Origin of the sequence: Streptomyces longispororuber (genome assembly GCF_014656095.1) — a bacterium.
Lineage (GTDB): Bacteria > Actinomycetota > Actinomycetes > Streptomycetales > Streptomycetaceae > Streptomyces > Streptomyces longispororuber.
The window spans coordinates 15,368-31,749 of the sequence record NZ_BNBT01000008.1; the positions used below are offsets into that span (position 1 = coordinate 15,368).

General features: G+C 71.9%; 13 protein-coding genes and 1 tRNA gene. 9 read left to right on the plus strand and 5 right to left on the minus strand.

The genetic code is table 11. The annotated features are described in order from the left end of the window. The first annotated feature begins 1 nt into the window (after position 1). The 5 genes from IE330_RS04480 (at position 2) to IE330_RS04500 (ending at position 7,354) form a co-directional block, all read left to right on the plus strand. On the plus strand, positions 2 to 2,254 hold the full coding sequence (locus IE330_RS04480) for a copper resistance CopC/CopD family protein (protein ID WP_190134525.1): 2,253 nt from the start codon (positions 2 to 4) through the stop codon (positions 2,252 to 2,254). Between the two features lie 6 nt (positions 2,255 to 2,260). Next, positions 2,261 to 3,520 carry an iron uptake transporter deferrochelatase/peroxidase subunit gene (gene efeB, locus IE330_RS04485; protein ID WP_190134526.1) on the plus strand — a complete coding sequence of 420 codons (1,260 nt, stop codon included), beginning with the start codon at positions 2,261 to 2,263 and terminating at the stop codon, positions 3,518 to 3,520. 68 nt (positions 3,521 to 3,588) lie between these two features. Beyond that, the gene (gene pheA / locus IE330_RS04490) at positions 3,589 to 4,524 is read left to right on the plus strand and encodes a prephenate dehydratase (protein WP_190134527.1); all 936 of its coding nucleotides are present in this window, start codon (positions 3,589 to 3,591) and stop codon (positions 4,522 to 4,524) included. 737 nt (positions 4,525 to 5,261) lie between these two features. Continuing rightward, positions 5,262 to 6,551, plus strand: coding sequence for a serine--tRNA ligase (gene serS, locus IE330_RS04495; protein ID WP_190134528.1), 1,290 nt, complete (start codon positions 5,262 to 5,264; stop codon positions 6,549 to 6,551). After that, complete coding sequence (locus tag IE330_RS04500; RefSeq protein ID WP_190134529.1) at positions 6,548 to 7,354, plus strand: HAD family hydrolase; 807 nt, start codon at positions 6,548 to 6,550, stop codon at positions 7,352 to 7,354. The genes serS and IE330_RS04500 overlap by 4 nt, the downstream gene beginning before the upstream one ends. Before the next feature lie 176 nt (positions 7,355 to 7,530). Here IE330_RS04500 and IE330_RS04505 read toward each other — a convergent pair. From IE330_RS04505 to IE330_RS04525, 5 genes are all read right to left on the minus strand, one after another. Next, a tRNA-Ser gene (locus IE330_RS04505) sits at positions 7,531 to 7,617 on the minus strand. Positions 7,618 to 7,900: 283 nt separating this feature from the next. Then, complete coding sequence (locus tag IE330_RS04510; RefSeq protein ID WP_190134530.1) at positions 7,901 to 8,623, minus strand: ABC transporter permease; 723 nt, start codon at positions 8,621 to 8,623, stop codon at positions 7,901 to 7,903. Positions 8,624 to 8,634: 11 nt separating this feature from the next. Next, the gene (locus tag IE330_RS04515; protein ID WP_190134531.1) at positions 8,635 to 9,546 is read right to left on the minus strand and encodes an ABC transporter ATP-binding protein; all 912 of its coding nucleotides are present in this window, start codon (positions 9,544 to 9,546) and stop codon (positions 8,635 to 8,637) included. Then, a complete protein-coding gene (locus IE330_RS04520) occupies positions 9,543 to 10,460 on the minus strand; it encodes an ABC transporter permease (protein ID WP_190134532.1) in 918 nt (305 codons plus the stop codon). The genes IE330_RS04515 and IE330_RS04520 overlap by 4 nt, the downstream gene beginning before the upstream one ends. Further along, on the minus strand, positions 10,457 to 11,524 hold the full coding sequence (locus IE330_RS04525; RefSeq protein ID WP_229925386.1) for an ABC transporter ATP-binding protein: 1,068 nt from the start codon (positions 11,522 to 11,524) through the stop codon (positions 10,457 to 10,459). The genes IE330_RS04520 and IE330_RS04525 overlap by 4 nt, the downstream gene beginning before the upstream one ends. Positions 11,525 to 12,002: 478 nt before the next feature. Between IE330_RS04525 and IE330_RS04530 the strand changes: the two genes are divergently transcribed. The 4 genes from IE330_RS04530 (at position 12,003) to IE330_RS04545 (ending at position 16,368) form a co-directional block, all read left to right on the plus strand. Next, on the plus strand, positions 12,003 to 12,863 hold the full coding sequence (locus IE330_RS04530; protein ID WP_190134533.1) for a M24 family metallopeptidase: 861 nt from the start codon (positions 12,003 to 12,005) through the stop codon (positions 12,861 to 12,863). Next, positions 12,860 to 14,632, plus strand: a complete 1,773-nt coding sequence (locus IE330_RS04535) for an SDR family oxidoreductase (protein WP_190134534.1) — start codon at positions 12,860 to 12,862, stop codon at positions 14,630 to 14,632. Before IE330_RS04530 ends, IE330_RS04535 begins: the two co-directional genes overlap by 4 nt. A 128-nt stretch (positions 14,633 to 14,760) precedes the next feature. After that, positions 14,761 to 15,693 carry a MerR family transcriptional regulator gene (locus tag IE330_RS04540; RefSeq protein ID WP_190134596.1) on the plus strand — a complete coding sequence of 311 codons (933 nt, stop codon included), beginning with the start codon at positions 14,761 to 14,763 and terminating at the stop codon, positions 15,691 to 15,693. Between the two features lie 228 nt (positions 15,694 to 15,921). Beyond that, entirely contained in the window at positions 15,922 to 16,368 is a 447-nt protein-coding gene (locus tag IE330_RS04545) for a hypothetical protein (protein ID WP_190134535.1), read from the plus strand. Positions 16,369 to 16,382: the final 14 nt, after the last annotated feature.

Here is a 16,382-nt window from a genome sequence, read left to right on the forward strand (position 1 = left end):
GATGCGGACCACCGCCCCCCGCCCGGGGCCGGACCTCGCCGGACTCGGTCGGCTGCTGCTCGTCGTCGTGGCCCTGTTCGCCGCCGTCCTCGGGGCCGTCCTCGCCACCGCGGCGCCCGCCGGCGCGCACGCCGCGCTCACCGGCAGCGACCCCCGGCGGGGCGCGGTGGTCGCGAAGGCACCCGAGCAGGTGTCCCTGACCTTCTCCGAGAAGGTCGCCATGGCCGACGGTTCGGTACGGGTCCTCGACCCCGCGGGCAAGCGCGCGGACACCGGCAGGACCAGTGACCTCGGCGGAAACACGTACGGGGTGAAGCTGAAGCCGGGTCTGCCCGACGGCACGTTCACCGTGGCCTACCAGGTCGTCTCCGCCGACAGCCACCCCATCGCCGGGGCCTTCACCTTCTCCATCGGCGCCCCGTCCGACACGAAGGTCGTCCTGCCCGACCAGGAGGTCGGCGGCGGCCTCGTCGGGACGCTCTACGACACCGCGCGCTACCTCGCGTACGCCGGGTTCATCGTCGTCGTCGGCGGTGCGGCGTTCGTCCTCGGCTGCTGGCCGCGCGGCGCGGGGGTGCGGCCGTTGCAGCGCCTGGTCGTGGCCGGCTGGCTCGTCCTGACCGGCGCCACCCTCGCGACGCTGCTGCTGCGCGCCCCCTACACCGGCTCGGGGAAGCTCGCCGACGCCTTCGACCTGGCCGCGCTCGGCGACGTCCTGCAGACCAAGACGGGTGCCGCGCTCGTCTCCCGGCTGCTGCTGCTGGCCGCCGCCGCGCTGTTCATCGCCGTCCTGTTCGGCGCGTACGACAAGCGCGAGGACCCCAAGGAGAAGCGGGACCTCGCCTTCGGCCTGGCCGTCGGCGGCGGGGTCGTGGCCCTGGGCATCGCGGCGACGTGGGCGCTGGCGGAGCACGCCTCGACCGGTATCCAGGCGGGGCTCGCCATGCCCGTCGACGTGCTGCACCTGCTGGCCGTCGCCGTGTGGCTGGGCGGGGTGGGCGCGCTGCTGCTGTGCCTGTACCGCGCGCCGCTCGTCGACGCGGGGGCCGTGCGCCGCTTCTCGCGTGTCGCCTTCGCCAGTGTCGTGGTCCTGACCGTGACGGGCCTGTACCAGTCCTGGCGGCAGGTCGGCTCGTGGACCGCGCTCGTGGAGACGGACTACGGGCAGCTCCTCCTGGTGAAGGTCGCGCTGGTCGTGGTCCTGGTGGGCATCGCGTCGGTGTCCCGGCGCTGGACGGGGCGCATCGCCGCCGAGGCGGGCGGTCTGGCGCCGGAGGCGGCGGCCGCGGCGGTCGTCGAGCAGCGGGGCCGGGCCGCCGCCTCCACCGCCACGGTGGCCACCAAGGCGACCGCCACGACCACCGGCAAGGCGACCAGCAAGAAGAAGAAGCCCGTCGCCGTCGCGCACAGCTCCAGGGCCCGGACCGGCGCGACGACTGACGAGGCCAACGACAAGGCCAACGACAGGGCCACCGACAAGTCCACCGGCACGGCGACCGGCGCGACCAAGGGCGCGACCACGGGCGGGACGGCCCACGCGGACACCGGCAAGGACGACCCCGGGAAGTTCGGTCCCGGCAAGGCCGACCCCCGGAAGTCCGCTCCAGGCAAGGCCGACCCCCGGAAGTCCGGTCCAGGCAAGGCCGACCCCGAAAAGCCCAGCTCCGGGAAGCCGGACGGCGACGACAAGCGCGCCGCTCAGCTCGCCCGCCAGCGGGCCGCCATGGACGCCGCCCGGGAGAAGCGGGTCCGCGACGCCGACCCGCACCGCTCGGGCCTGCGCCGCTCGGTGCTCGCCGAGGCCGGGGTGGCCGTGGTGCTGCTCGCCGTCACCACGGCGCTGACCACGACCGAGCCCGGGCGCACCGTGGAGGAGACCGAGAACACGGTCTCGTCCGCGCAGCGGGCCGCGGGGCCCGTCAAGCTGGAGTTCCCCTTCGACACCGGCGGCCGGGACGGCAAGGGCACCGTGCGGCTCGAACTCACTCCGGGCCGCACCGGCAGCAATGACCTGCACGTCTACGCGACCCGGCCCAACGGCAGCGCCTTCGACCTGCCCGAGGTGAAGGTGGCCCTCACTCTGAAGGCCAAGGACGTCGGCCCGCTGCCGGTGGCTCCCGACCGCATCGCTACCGGACACTGGAGCGCCACCGGGGTGCAGGTTCCCATGGCAGGCAAGTGGAAGGTCGCGGTGACCGTCCGCACCTCCGACATCGACCAAGTCACTCTCGACAAGAACGTGCAGATCGGCTGAACCACCATGGCGGACCACACCATTTCGCGACGGCGCCTGCTCGGTACGGCGGGCGCCACCGGCCTCGCCCTGGGGGCGGCGGGCGGCGCGGCCGGGTACGCGGCGGCGTCCTCGGGCTCTTCCGGCGGCTCGGACGGGTCGCGGGCGCCGTTGACGTCGCTCGGCTCGGACGAGGTGATGTTTCACGGGAAACATCAGCCGGGGATCACCACGCCCGTGCAGTCCTGCGGCCATCTCGTCGCCTTCGACCTGGCCCCGGGCACCGGGCGCAAGGAGGCGGCGGCCCTGCTGCGCCGCTGGTCGGAGGTGGCACGGCGGCTGATGGCGGGCGAGCCGGTGGGCGGCGAGGACCGGGACACGGACGTCGCGCGGGACGCGGGTCCGTCCTCGCTGACGGTCACCTTCGGCTTCGGCCACGGCTTCTTCGGCCGTACCGGTCTGGAGAAGCAGCGGCCGGCCGCGTTGGATCCGCTGCCGGAGTTCTCCTCGGACCGTCTCGACAAGGCCCGCAGCAACGGTGACCTGTGGGTGCAGATCGGCGCGAACGACGCCCTGGTGGCCTTCCACGCGCTGCGGGCGGTGCAGCGGGAGACGGGCGCGGCGGCGCGGCTGCGCTGGCAGATGAACGGTTTCAACCGTGCGCCGGGGGCCACGGCCCGCCCGATGACGACGCGCAACCTGATGGGCCAGGTCGACGGCACGAACAACCCGAAGCCGTCCGACGACGACTTCAACCGGCGGATCTTCGTGCCGGACAAGCCGGCGGACGCCGACCCGGCCTGGATGGCGGGCGGCTCGTACGCCGTCGTACGCCGTATCCGGATGCTCCTGGACGACTGGGAGAAGCTCTCCACCAAGGCACAGGAGGACGTCATCGGCCGCCGCAAGGCCGACGGCGCGCCGCTGACGGGCGGTACGGAGACCACGGAGATGGACCTGGAGAAGACGACCGAGGGCGGTGACCTGGTCGTCCCCCTCAACGCGCACGCCCGTATCAGCCGCCCCGACCAGAACGGGGGCGCGGCGATGCTGCGGCGGCCGTTCTCGTACCACGACGGCTTCACCGCCAAGGGCGAGCCGGACGCGGGGCTGCTGTTCATCTGCTGGCAGGCCGACCCGCTGCGGGGGTTCGTCCCGGTGCAGCGGAAGCTCGACCGGGGTGACGCGTTGTCGGCGTTCGTACGGCACGAGGCGAGCGGTGTCTTCGCGGTGCCGGGCGGGGCGGGTCCCGGGGAGTACGTGGGGCAGGCGTTGCTGGAGGGGTGAGCGCGGGGATGTCGGCGCCGTTCGTGAGCCCGTGTCCGGCGGGCCGTCGCGCCGCATAGGCTGACCGCATGTCGGCGACGCGCTACACCTACCTCGGCCCTGAAGGCACCTTCACCGAAGCCGCCCTGCGCACCCTGCCGGAGGCGGCGACCCGCGAGCTGGTGCCGATGGTGTCGGTTCCGGCGACGCTGGACGCCGTGCGCGCGGGGGAGGCCGCCGCGGCGCTGGTGCCGATCGAGAACTCGGTGGAGGGCGGTGTCACGACCACCGTCGACGAGCTCGCCAAGGGTGAGCCGTTGATGATCTACCGCGAGGTCGTGCTGCCCATCGCGTTCGCGCTCCTGGTGCGTCCGGGCACCGAGCTGAAGGACGTCAAGACGGTGACGGGCCACCCGGTGGCCCAGCCGCAGGTGCGCAACTGGCTGGCCGCGCATCTGCCGGACGCGGTGTGGGAGTCGGCGGCGTCGAACGCGGACGGCGCGCGGCTGGTCCAGGAGGGCCGGTTCGACGCGGCGTTCGCGGGGGAGTTCGCCGCGGTGACGTACGGCCTGGAGCCGCTGGTGACCGAGATCCACGACGCGGCGAACGCGGAGACGCGGTTCGTGCTCGTGGGCCGTCCGGCCCGGCCCGCGGCGCCGACCGGCGCGGACAAGACGTCCCTGGTGATCTGGCTCGGCGACGACCACCCGGGTGCGCTCCTGGAGCTGCTCCAGGAGTTCGCGGTGCGCGGCGTCAACCTGATGCGGATCGAGTCCCGTCCGACGGGACGCGGCATCGGCGACTACTGCTTCTCCGTGGACGCCGAGGGGCACATCACGGACCGCCGGGTGGGCGAGGCGCTGATGGGCCTGAAGCGGATCTGTCCGAAGGTGCGTTTCCTCGGGTCGTATCCGCGCGCGGGGGTGGCGCCGCAGGAGGTGCGGGCGCTGCGGCCGGGGACGTCGGACGAGGAGTTCATGGCGGCTTCGGACTGGCTGGCGCGGTGCCAGGACGGCCGGTTCTGAACGTTTAGCGGGTGAGCACCGGGGTTGTCCCGGTGCTTTCGCATGCCCGCGTGCGGGCGGGTGCGCTCTCGCGGGGGACTCGTAGGGGCTGGTGTGGGCCGGCGTGGGCCGGTGTGGGCTCGTGTGGGCCGCTGTCCGCAGTCCTACCTGCAGATTTAACTTGTCCACAGGAGTTATCCACAGGTCCCCTTCTCGACCTGGGGACAAGTCGACAAGGGAACTCGACATTGCCGACATATAGGCCCTCAGTGCGCAAGACCGCCCAGAGCCACTCTCGCCACTCCTTCGTCCACCGCTTTCCACACGGCGACTCTTTGGAGTTAACCATTTCCACTCGAAAGTGGGCGCTGAGCAGGTTTGGGCCGGGATTCCCTCGTTGTGCGGGAGCATGGAGAGGGGCTTCTCGCGGCATCCACAGATCTTTCGCACAGCCTGTGGATAACTTCCTGGACGCACCCATTCCTGTGGACAACCCCGTCCCCAAGTCCCGTTCCCCACAAGGAAATCGAGTCAAGGCGGTGCGGGGCATCTGCCCCGATTCAGGGAACGGCGCCCCTTTTATTGACCTCGCGGGAACCGCCCTTCGCGGCCGCGTGGACAGCCGCGAAGGGCGCGTTCCGTCGCCACCGGGGGCGAAACGAGGGGCGAGAAATTCACATTCCGGCATATCGGGCATAACGGCGTCAGGTGTGAATATCGAGTCGTGACCCGGAAGCGCCCGACGGTAGCCTGGAGGGGTGATTGACCTTCGCCTGCTCCGTGAGGACCCCGACCGTGTTCGCGCTTCGCAGCGCGCCCGTGGAGAGGACGTCGGCCTCGTCGACTCCCTGCTCTCCGCCGACGAGCGGCGCAGGTCGTCAGGTGTCCGCTTCGACGAGCTCCGTTCCGAGCAGAAGGCGCTCGGCAAGCTCATCCCCAAGGCCTCCGGCGACGAGAAGGCCGAACTCCTGAAGAAGGCGGGCGAGCTGGCCGCCGCGGTCAAGGCCGCGAACGCCGAGCAGGACGAGGCCGACGAGGAGACCAAGCGCCTCCTGCTGCGCCTCGGCAACCTCGTGCACCCCGACGTCCCGGTCGGCGGCGAGGAGGACTTCGTCGTCCTGGAGACGCACGGCACGATCCGTGACTTCGCCGCCGAGGGCTTCGAGCCGAAGGACCACCTGGAGCTCGGCCAGGCGCTCGGCGCGATCGACGTGGAGCGCGCCGCCAAGGTCTCCGGCTCGCGCTTCTACTACCTGACGGGCGTCGGCGCGCTTCTGGAGCTCGCCCTGGTCAACGCGGCGATCGCGCAGGCCACGGAGGCCGGGTTCACCCCCATGCTGACCCCCGCCCTGGTGCGCCCGCACGCCATGGAGGGCACCGGCTTCCTCGGCCAGGCCGCCGAGAACGTGTACCACCTGGAGAAGGACGACTTCTACCTGGTCGGCACGTCCGAGGTCCCGCTCGCGGCGTACCACATGGACGAGATCATCGACGCCGACAAGCTGCCCCTGCGGTACGCGGGCTTCTCGCCCTGCTTCCGCCGCGAGGCCGGCACGTACGGCAAGGACACCCGCGGCATCTTCCGGGTGCACCAGTTCGACAAGGTCGAGATGTTCTCCTACGTCGCGCCCGAGGACGCACAGGACGAGCACAAGCGGCTCCTGGACTGGGAGAAGCAGTGGCTGACCGCCCTGGAGCTGCCGTTCCAGGTCATCGACGTCGCCTCCGGCGACCTGGGCGCGTCCGCCTCGCGCAAGTACGACTGCGAGGCCTGGATCCCCACCCAGGGCAAGTACCGCGAGCTGACCTCCGCCTCCAACTGCGACGGCTTCCAGGCCCGCCGCCTGTCCGTGCGCATGCGTGAGGACCGCGACGGCAAGAAGCACGTGCAGCCGCTGGCCACGCTGAACGGCACGCTGTGCGCGGTGCCGCGCACGATCGTGGCGCTCCTCGAGAACCACCAGCTCGCGGACGGCTCCGTGCGCGTGCCCGAGGTGCTGCGCCCGTACCTGGGCGGCCGGGAGATCCTGGAGCCCACCGCCAAGTGAGCGCCCCCTTCCCCTACCGGCTCGTCGCCACCGACCTCGACGGGACGCTGCTGCGCCCCGACGACACGGTCTCGACGCGTACGCGTGACGCGCTCGCCGCGGCCACCGCGGCGGGCGCGGCCCACATCGTCGTCACCGGGCGCTCCGTGCCCTGGACGCGGCACATCCTGGAGGACCTCGGGTACGAGGGCATCGCGGTGTGCGGCCAGGGCGCGCAGGTGTACCACGCTGGCGAGCGGCGCCTGCTGACGTCGGTCACGCTCGACCGGCAGCTCGCGGGTCTGGCCCTGGCGAAGATCGAGGCCGAGGTCGGGCCGCTGGCGCTCGCCGCGAGCCGCGACGGCCTCGAGGGCGAGGTCCTGGTGGGACCCGGGTACGTGGTCCAGGAGGGCCCGCTGCCCGTCGTCCCGCTCGCCGACCCGGCCGACCTGTGGTCGGCGCCGCTGAACAAGGTGTACATCCAGCACCCCGGCCTCGACGACGACGCGCTCGCGGCCGTCGCGCGGCAGGTGGCGGGTGACCTCGTCGGCGTCACGATGGCGGGCGCGGGCGTCGTGGAGATACTGCCGCTGGGTCTGACCAAGGCGACGGGCCTGTCCCTGGCGGCCCGCCGCCTGAAGGCGAAGGCCGCGGACACGATCGCCTTCGGTGACATGCCCAACGACATCCCCATGTTCGCCTGGGCCGCCCACGGCGTGGCCATGGCCAACGCCCACGAGGAGCTCAAGGCGGTGGCGGACGAGGTCACGGCGTCCAACGAGGCCGACGGCATCGCGGTCGTCCTGGAACGCCTGCTTCCCTGACCCGAGCCCCGGGAGCGATGGGGGTCCCCCCTGCTCGAGCGAAGCCGAGAGCTCGGGGGAGGGTGGGCACAGCACCCGGTGCCGCCCAAGACGTTCCACCAGAGCCTCACCCCGCAGGGCACAGGGGCAGCCAGCGCAGCACCCTCAACCCCACTCAAGCCCAGTGCAACGTACCGCGGAGGATGCGCGGATCGAACGCGCGCGGGGCGCCAACCCCGACGACGGCTTAGCAAGCCGCTGCCTTACCACTCGGCCAATCCTCCGGGTGGGCGGCCCGCGCAGAGGTCTGCGCGCTCGAAGCGGCCGCCCCGGGCGGTCTCCCCCGTGGCGCGGCTCTCACGGAGTGGGTGAGGACTCCCGAGCCTGCCGCGGACCGCCCTGTCGGGAGTGCGACGGACTACTGGTGCTCAACGCCGCCTCCTCTCCCGGTAGATGCGCGCCCGGCCATGGGCCTCGCGCGGTGACACATCCACTGTGCCGGGCGGGCCGGGACGCCCGCCACCGAATTTCCGGCGCGCGCCCCGGGCCCCCTGGCGTCCGCGGGACCTACTCGTCGCCCGCGACCGTCAGCGTCCGCAGGCGCCGCCCGGCGTACCAGGTGGTGCCGGCCGTGACCACGAGCAGCAGGACGACGGCGGCGGGCAGGCCCACGTCGGAGGTGACGAGGTCCCCCGCGTCGGTGGCCTTGTGGGCGACGGCGAGCGACCACTGCTGGACGCTGAGCGTGCGCGCCCCGGAGACCAGGGAGCCGAAGAGGGCCTCCCAGACGAGCGCGTAAACGAGCCCGAAGACCACCGCGTGGCGGGTGACGGTGCCGAGCAGCAGGAAGATCGCCGCGTACGCGATGGAGGAGACGAGGGCGGCGATGGTGTAGGCGACGGCGATCTGCTGGCTGTTGCCGTTCAGGATCAGCCCGGCGACGAGCGTCGGGACCGCGGAGAACACCATGGTCACGGCGATGGCGACGGTCAGCTTGGTGACGATGATCGTGGGCCGCTTGACCGGCTTGGACAGCAGGTACATCACGGAGCCGTCGTCGATCTCGGGGCCGATGGCGCCGGTGCCCGCGATGACGCCGATGATCGGCACCATGGTGGCGAGCGCGAAGCCGCCGAGCAGGTCGGCGGCCACTTGGTCGTCGGCGCCGTTGAAGCCGCGGACCGCGGCGGCGATCACGACGAGCAGCAGCGGCAGGGCGAGGAGGATCAGTGCCCGGCGGCGGCCGAGCAGGGCCCGGTAGGTGAGCCGGGCGACAGTGGGGTCGTACACGGTGGCTCCCTTCAGGCCGCGACGAGGTAGGAGAAGACCGACTCGAGGGACTCGTCCGAGGGCGAGACCGTGAGCAGCCGGATGCCGTGTTCGCGCGCGACGCGGGGCAGCAGGCCGGTGAAGCGGCCGAAGTCGACGGCCTGGACGCGCAGGGCGCCCTCCTTGAGGTCGACCTCGATGCCCGCGGTGGACGGGTCGGCGATGAGGGCGGCGGCGAGGGCGCGGTCGTCGCTGGAGCGCACCAGGTAGCGGTGCGGGCGGTCGGTCATGAGGCGCCGGATCCTGCGGAAGTCCCCGCTGGCGGCGTGCCGTCCGGCGACGATCACCTCGATGTGCGAGGCGAGCTGTTCGACCTCTTCGAGGATGTGCGAGGAGAACAGGACGGTGCGGCCCTCGTCGCCCATCGCGCGCAGCAGGTCCATGAGTTGCATGCGCTGGCGCGGGTCCATGCCGTTGAACGGCTCGTCGAGCAGCAGCACGGAGGGCTCGTGCACGAGCGCGGACGCCATCTTCACGCGCTGCCGCATGCCCTTGGAGTACGTGGAGATCTTGCGGTCCTGCGCGTACTCCATCTCGACGGTGGCGAGGGCCTTCTGGGCGGCCTTCTTGCCGAGGCCGTGCAGTTCGGCGTTGGCGACGACGAACTCGCGGCCGGTGAGGAAGTCGTACATCCCCTCCCGCTCCGGTACGAGGCCGAGCTCCTTGTAGATGTCCTCGTTGCGCCACGTGGGCTTGGAGTCGAGGGTGACGGTGCCGGTGGAGGGGGCGAGGAAGCCGGCCATCATGCTGATGAGGGTGGACTTGCCGGCGCCGTTGGGGCCGAGGAGGCCGGTGACGCCGGGACCGATGGTCATGGTGATGTCGTTGACGGCCACCACGTTGCCGAACCAGCGGGAGACGTGGTCGATGCTGATCGTTGTCACAGTCCGGCCTTTCGGTAGCGGCGCATGAGGGCGACGTAGCTGCCCGCGACGAGGGCGAGGACGACGAGGAGGTAGACGACGCCCACCGAGGCCGAGGGGCCCTCGCCCCCGGGGAAGGAGGAGGTCGCGCCGAGGAACGCCGTCTGTACGCCGTCGATGAGGGTGATCGGCGAGAACAGGCCGAGCCACTGGACGGCGGTGTCGTTGCCGCCCTGTTCGTGCGCGATGGCCTGGACGGTGGACACCGCTCCGTAGGAGATGGTCAGGACGGCGATGACGGCGGCGATGCCGAAGCCGCGGCGGGGCGTGACGGCGGAGATGACGAGCGCGATCCCGGCGAACAGCAGCGACAGCAGGGCCACGGAGACGAGTCCCTGGGCGAAGCCCTTCGTCTGCTCCGGGAAGTCGAGTTTCGCCAACAGCGCCCCTACGTAGAGCACGATCAGCGGTGTCGCGGTCAGGATGAACAGGGCCGATGCCATGGCGGCGAACTTCGCGCGCACGTAGTCGACGCGCTCGATGGGCCGGGAGAAGTACAGGGGCACTGTCTTGAACCGCAGGTCCCTGGAGACGGTCTGCGGGGCCTGGGCCGCCAGGTAGAGGCCGATGACAGCCTGGAGGAGTACGGCGTAGCGCGTGTAGTCGACGGGCAGCTTGTCGGCCTTGGTGGCGACGGCGACCGCGACCATGATCAGCGCGGGGGCGCACATCACCCCGAAGAGGATCATCGGGAGCACCTTGGACTTGGCGGAGCGGCCGAGGCCGTAGGCGCCGCGCAGGCTCTGCGAGTACAGGGAGCGGGTGGCGTAGGCGCGGCCGAGGCGGGGGCCGTCGTAGGTGCGGTACCCGATGTTGTGGATGCGGCTGGCGTCGGCGCCGTGGGCGCCGTGGGCGGGCGGGGTCTCGGCGGTCATCGCTGGGCGCCTCCGGTCTGCGGGGCGGGGGGCGTCGTGGTCGGGGCGGCGGGGCGGCCGGAGGGGTTTTCCGGCTGTCCGTGGTGTCCGTGCTGTTCGTGCTGCTCGTGGTTCTCGCGCTGTCCGTGCTGCTCGTGCCCGGTGCGGAAGACCTCGGCGATGTGGTGCCTGCGCTGTTCCATGCGGACGAGGCCGAGGCCGAGGTCGGCGACGGTGTCCCGGACGAAGTCGTAGACGGCCTCGTCGGCGGCGTCGAGCAGGACGATGTGGCCCGCGCCGGGCAGCCCTCCGCCGTCGTCCTGGGTGGTTACGCCGCGGGCGCCCAGGGCCGCGCGCAGCGCGCCGGTGCCGTCGGGGTGCTCGTCGCTGTCGGTGACCTCGACGGCCAGGGTCGTGGTGGTCTGGGTGAAGTCCGTGGTGGAGCTGGAGCGCAGCAGTTTGCCGCCGTCGATGACGACGACGTGGTCGCAGGTGCGCTCCAGTTCGCCGAGGAGGTGCGAGGTGACCAGGACCGAGATGCCGAAGTCGGTGTGGACGCGGCGGATCAGGTCCAGCATCTCGTCGCGGCCGACGGGGTCGAGGCCGTTGGTCGGCTCGTCCAGGAAGACCAGTTGGGGGTCGTGCACCAGGGCCTGGGCGAGCTTCACGCGCTGCTTCATGCCGGTCGAGTAGCCGCCCATGGGGCGGTAGCGCTCCTCGTAGAGGCCGACATGGCGCAGGGTGTCCGCGGTGCGCTCGCGGGCCGCGGCGGGCGGCAGTCCGGACATGCGCGCCATGTGGACGACGAACTCGGTGGCCGAGACGTCGGGCGGCAGGCAGTCGTGCTCCGGCATGTACCCGACGCGCTCGCGGATCTGGCCACCGCTGGTGGCGACGTCGAGGCCGAGCACGGACGCGGTGCCCTCGGTGGCCGGGGACAGACCCAGCAGGATCTTGATCATCGTGGACTTGCCGGCCCCGTTGGCTCCGACGAGTCCGGTCACGCCGGCCCCGATGTCCAAGGTCAGCCGGTCAAGTGCGGTCACCTTCGGGAACCGCTTGCTCAGGCTTTCGGTCGCGATCACAGTCACGTGTCCGACGGTAGAGGCGGAGGGCGGACGGGTCGTCAGTCCAGGGGCCTGTCCGGCGTCACTCTCGAGTATTAGGGGCCCGTAAGGGTCGTCCGGACGTCGATGCCCGGGTGATCTTCCGGGGGCTCGCTCGGCCATCACCCCGAGGGTCGCTCGGTGCTCACCCGGAGGCCCGCTCGGGGTTCTCCCGGACCGGTCCCGGAGGCTCATGCGGACCTCTTGACGCAGCCGCCAGTCATTGTCACATTCGTCAGTGTCACGTTACGAACGCGTAGAGGGACGAGCGCGCACCGGACGGACGCGCACCGGATGGACGCGCACGGGACAGACGCGCACCGGGACGGGCCCGCACGGGGACGAACGCTTAAGGGAACGAACGCGTAAGGAGATGAGGGCGCGGGGGACGAAGGGCGTACGGGGACGGCGCACCCAGGTGCGCGGCGGGTGGTACCGACTTGGGACGGACGGTGGCATGACCTCAGCAGGGAAGGGTGAACTCACCGCGGAGCTGCGGGGGTTCCAGCGTGTGCAGGCCCTCGCGTACGCATGCGCGGAGGCGGTCGCCGCCCAGCTCAAGCCGGGGGTGACGGAGCGCGAGGCGGCGCGGATGCAGCGGGTGTGGCTGCGTGAGCGCGGTGTGCGGGACTGGTTCCACCTGCCCTTCGCGTGGTTCGGCGACCGCACGGCGTTCGTGAACTTCCGGGTGCCGCTGCAGTTCTTCCCGACGCACCGCGCGCTGGAGCCGGGCATGCCCTTCATCCTCGACATGGCTCCGGTGTACGAGGGGTACACGGCCGACATCGGCTACTCGGGCTGCCTCGGCCTCAACCCCGTGCACGACAGGCTCCTCGCCGACCTGGAGGCGCACCGGGACCTGATCCTGCGCGAGGTGCGCGAGCGCCGTCCGCTGCGCGAGATCTACGAGGACGTGGACCGCCTCATGGTCCACCAGGGGTACGCCAACCGCCATCGCGCCTACCCCTTCGGCGTCATCGCGCACAAGGTCGGCCGGGTCAGGCAGCGCCGCTTCTCACCGCACGTCCTCGGTTTCGGCACGCAGTCCCTGAAGGGCCTCGCGAGCGACGCGCTGCGCGGCCACCGGGACGGCTGGTCGCCCCTGTGGTCGCCGTACCGGTTCTCCGACCATCCGCCGCGGCCGGGCCTGTGGGCGGTGGAGCCGCACCTCGGGTTCCGGGGCACGGGCGCGAAGTTCGAGGAGATCCTCGTGGTCACCGACTCCGCGGACCCCGAGGAGAGCGCGTTCTGGCTGGACGACGACCTGCCGCACGTGCGGCGCTGGGCCGAGGACAACGCTGCGAGGGCTGCCGCATGACGACCGTGGATCTTCCGGGTGCGCGTGAGCGCCGGGTGCGCACCGGCGGGGTGGAGCTGTGTGTCGCCGAGCTGGGGGAGGCCGGGCGGCCCACGGTGCTGCTCGTGCACGGCTATCCGGACTCCAAGGAGGTGTGGTCCGAGGTCGCCGTGCGCCTGGCCGAGCGGTTCCACGTGGTGCTGTACGACGTGCGCGGCCACGGCGCGTCGACGGCGCCGAAGCCGCTGCGGGGCGGCTTCACGCTGGAGAAGCTGACCGACGACTTCCTCGCGGTGGCCGACGCGGTCAGCCCGGACAGGCCGGTGCACCTCGTGGGGCACGACTGGGGCTCGGTGCAGGGCTGGGAGTTCGTGACGGTCCGCCGCACGGAGGGGCGCGTGGCGTCCTTCACCTCGATGTCGGGCCCGTCCCTCGACCACTTCGGGCACTGGATCGCCAAGCGCCTGACGCGGCCGACACCGCGCCGGGCCGCGCAGCTCGCCGCCCAGGGCGCCAAGTCCTGGTACGTGTACATGCTCCACACCCCGGCGCTGCCCGAGCTGGCCTGGCGCGGCCCGCTCGGCCGGCGCTGGCCGAGGCTCCTCCAGCGGCTGGAGAAGGTGCCCGCGGACGGTTACCCCACGCCGTCGCTGCCGACGGACGCGGCGCATGGCGCCTGGCTCTACCGCGACAACGTCCGCGCCCGTCTGCGCAGGCCCCGCGCGGACGCGTACGCGCACGTGCCGGTGCAGCTCATCACGCCGACGGGCGACGCGTTCCTGTCGGAGCGGCTGTACGACGACCTGGAGCGGTGGGCCCCGCGGCTCACCCGGCGCACGCTGCCCGCCAAGCACTGGGTACCGCGCACCCGCCCGGACCAACTGGCCGCCTGGATCACCGACTTCGTCACGGCGCACGAGGACGGTGTGCCGCCGGTGACAGCCGCCGCGGCCCCGCGGCCGTACGCGGACCGGTTCTCGGGCCAGTTGGTGCTCGTCACGGGCGCGGGCAGCGGCATCGGACGGGCCACGGCGTTCGCGTTCGCGGAGGCCGGGGCGCGGGTGGTGGCCGTCGACCGGGACGCGGAGGGTGCCGCCCGCACCGCCGAGCTGTCCCGGCTCGTCGGTGCCCCGGCGGCCTGGGCGGAGACGGTCGACGTCAGCGACGGTCAGGCGATGGAGAAGCTCGCCGAGAAGGTGGCCGCCGAGTACGGCGTGGTGGACGTCCTGGTCAACAACGCGGGCATCGGCCTGTCCGGCGCCTTCCTCGACACCAGCGCCGAGGACTGGAAGAAGGTCCTGGACGTCAACCTGTGGGGGGTCATCCACGGCTGCCGCCTCTTCGGCAGGCAGATGGCCGAGCGCGGGCAGGGCGGCCACATCGTCAACACGGCGTCGGCGGCGGCCTTCCAGCCGTCCCGGCTGCTGCCCGCGTACAGCACGTCGAAGGCGGCCGTCCTCATGCTGAGCGAGTGCCTGCGCGCCGAGCTGGCGGGCCGGGGCATCGGCGTCACCGCGATCTGCCCGGGCCTGGTGAACACGAACATCACGGCGACCGCCCGCTTCACCGGGGTCGACGCCGAGGAGGAGATGCGCCGCCGCAAGAAGTCCGCCCGGTGGTACGGGCTGCGCAACTACCCGCCGGAGAAGGTCGCCGACGCCGTACTGCGGGCCGTGGCGCAGAACCGGGCCGTGGTCCCGGTCACACCGGAGGCCCGCGGGGCCCACCTCATGTCCCGCTTCACGCCCAAGGCCTTGCGCGCCCTGGCCCGCTGGGAGCCCCCGCTGTGAGCACGGACCAGGGGAACCCGGACCACGAGGGCCCGGCCACTGCCGAGGAGCACCGCCGACCCCTAGGGGCCGCGGGCCGGCCCACACCGCAGGAGGACCACGACCCGGCGGCCCCGGGCAGGCCTGTCGTGGAGTACCGCATCGAGGACCTCGCCCACCACAGCGGCGCCACCGTGCGGACCATCCGCGCCTACCAGGACCGGGGGCTGCTGCCGCGGCCCGAGCGGCGCGGCCGCTCCAACGTGTACGACGACACGCACCTGTCCCGGCTGCGGCAGATCGCCGACCTGCTCGACCGGGGGTACACCCTGGCTTCCATCAAGGAACTCCTGGAGGCCTGGGACGCGGGCCGTGGCCTCGGCGGTGTGCTCGGCCTGGTCGCCGAGGTGGACGGCCCGTGGACGGATGAGGAGGCCGACCGGATCACCCGGGAGGAGCTGGACGCGGCGTTCGGCGGCGCCCAGGACGACGCGGCGGTGGCGGACGCCTTGGCACTCGGCGTGCTCGAACCCCTTCCCGGCAAGGACGACGAGTTCCTGGTGCCCAGCCCCCAAGAGCTGGCGGCCGCTGTGGAGTTGCACGCGGCGGGCGTACCGCTGTCCGCAATTGCCGGTCACTTGCGCGAGTTGCGAGGACAGGTCGAGCACATAGCCGCCCGATTCCTGGAGTTCACCAACGAGCACGTCTTCGCGCGCTATCTGGGAGACCATCCGCCGAGCGAGGCGGACGCCGCCGAAGCGGCCGCGCTCGTCCGCAAGCTGCGCCCGCTCGCGCAGAAGACGGTGGACGCCGAACTGGCGCGCGCCATGCGCCTGTTCGCGACCCGCTACCTACGTCAGCGCCTCACGGCGGAGGAGACTCCGCACCACGGTGTCGAGGTGCAGTACGTACCACTGTCCGCCGGGACAACCTCTGCGGTTCAGGCGCTGGTTGGTCAGGACAACGTGGCGGCCTTCGTCACGGCGGCCACTGAACGCGAGTTGCACAGCCGGACGTTGGACGCACTGACAGCAACACCCGACAAGGGGAGCGTAATTGCGCAAAAGCCGCATGGCGACTAGCAGTTATCCACAGACGACCCAACTCGCCTGTGGATAACCACAGTTAGTTGTGGATCAAACCTAGGGCGTGACATTTATCGGTGAAAGCTCGGCGACGGGAAGCCGAGCCAGGAAGAAACGGAAGCCCACCCACGCGCGGCGCCCGCGACAGCGGCGGCACTCACCGCACCCGCGCGCCTCCGGACCCGCGAACCCCCGGCCCGCCCACGTCAGGCAGGATCGACCGGCATGGAACACCTGCACAGCACCGAGGCGGCCGTCCGCGCACTGCGGGAGATCGCCCGTGAGTACGCGCGCGAGATCGAGGTCGCCCACGACACAGGAGCCGACCAGACCTCGCGCCGGTTCGCCGCGGGCGTCGGCGTGACCACCGACCCGGACGGTTCGCTGCCGCACGAGGCGTTCGTGGAGCTGGGCGGCTCCCCCTGCGTGACCGTGCGGCTCCACCCGGACGACGACGCGTTGATCACCGTCGACGGCGTCGAGTTCCACGACGTGCCGCGCGACGCCGTGCCCGCCTTCCTGCGGTCCGTCTACGGCGGCCTCGCGTACGTCAAGGGGCGCCGCTTCCCGCCCGGCTACTGGCTGGTCGTGCCGCTGCCCGGCGACGAGACGTACAAGGAACTGATCCTGCCGGTGACGCTCACGCCCTGGCTCAGCGGGAAGGTCCGCTGAAGGGGCGCCCGCGC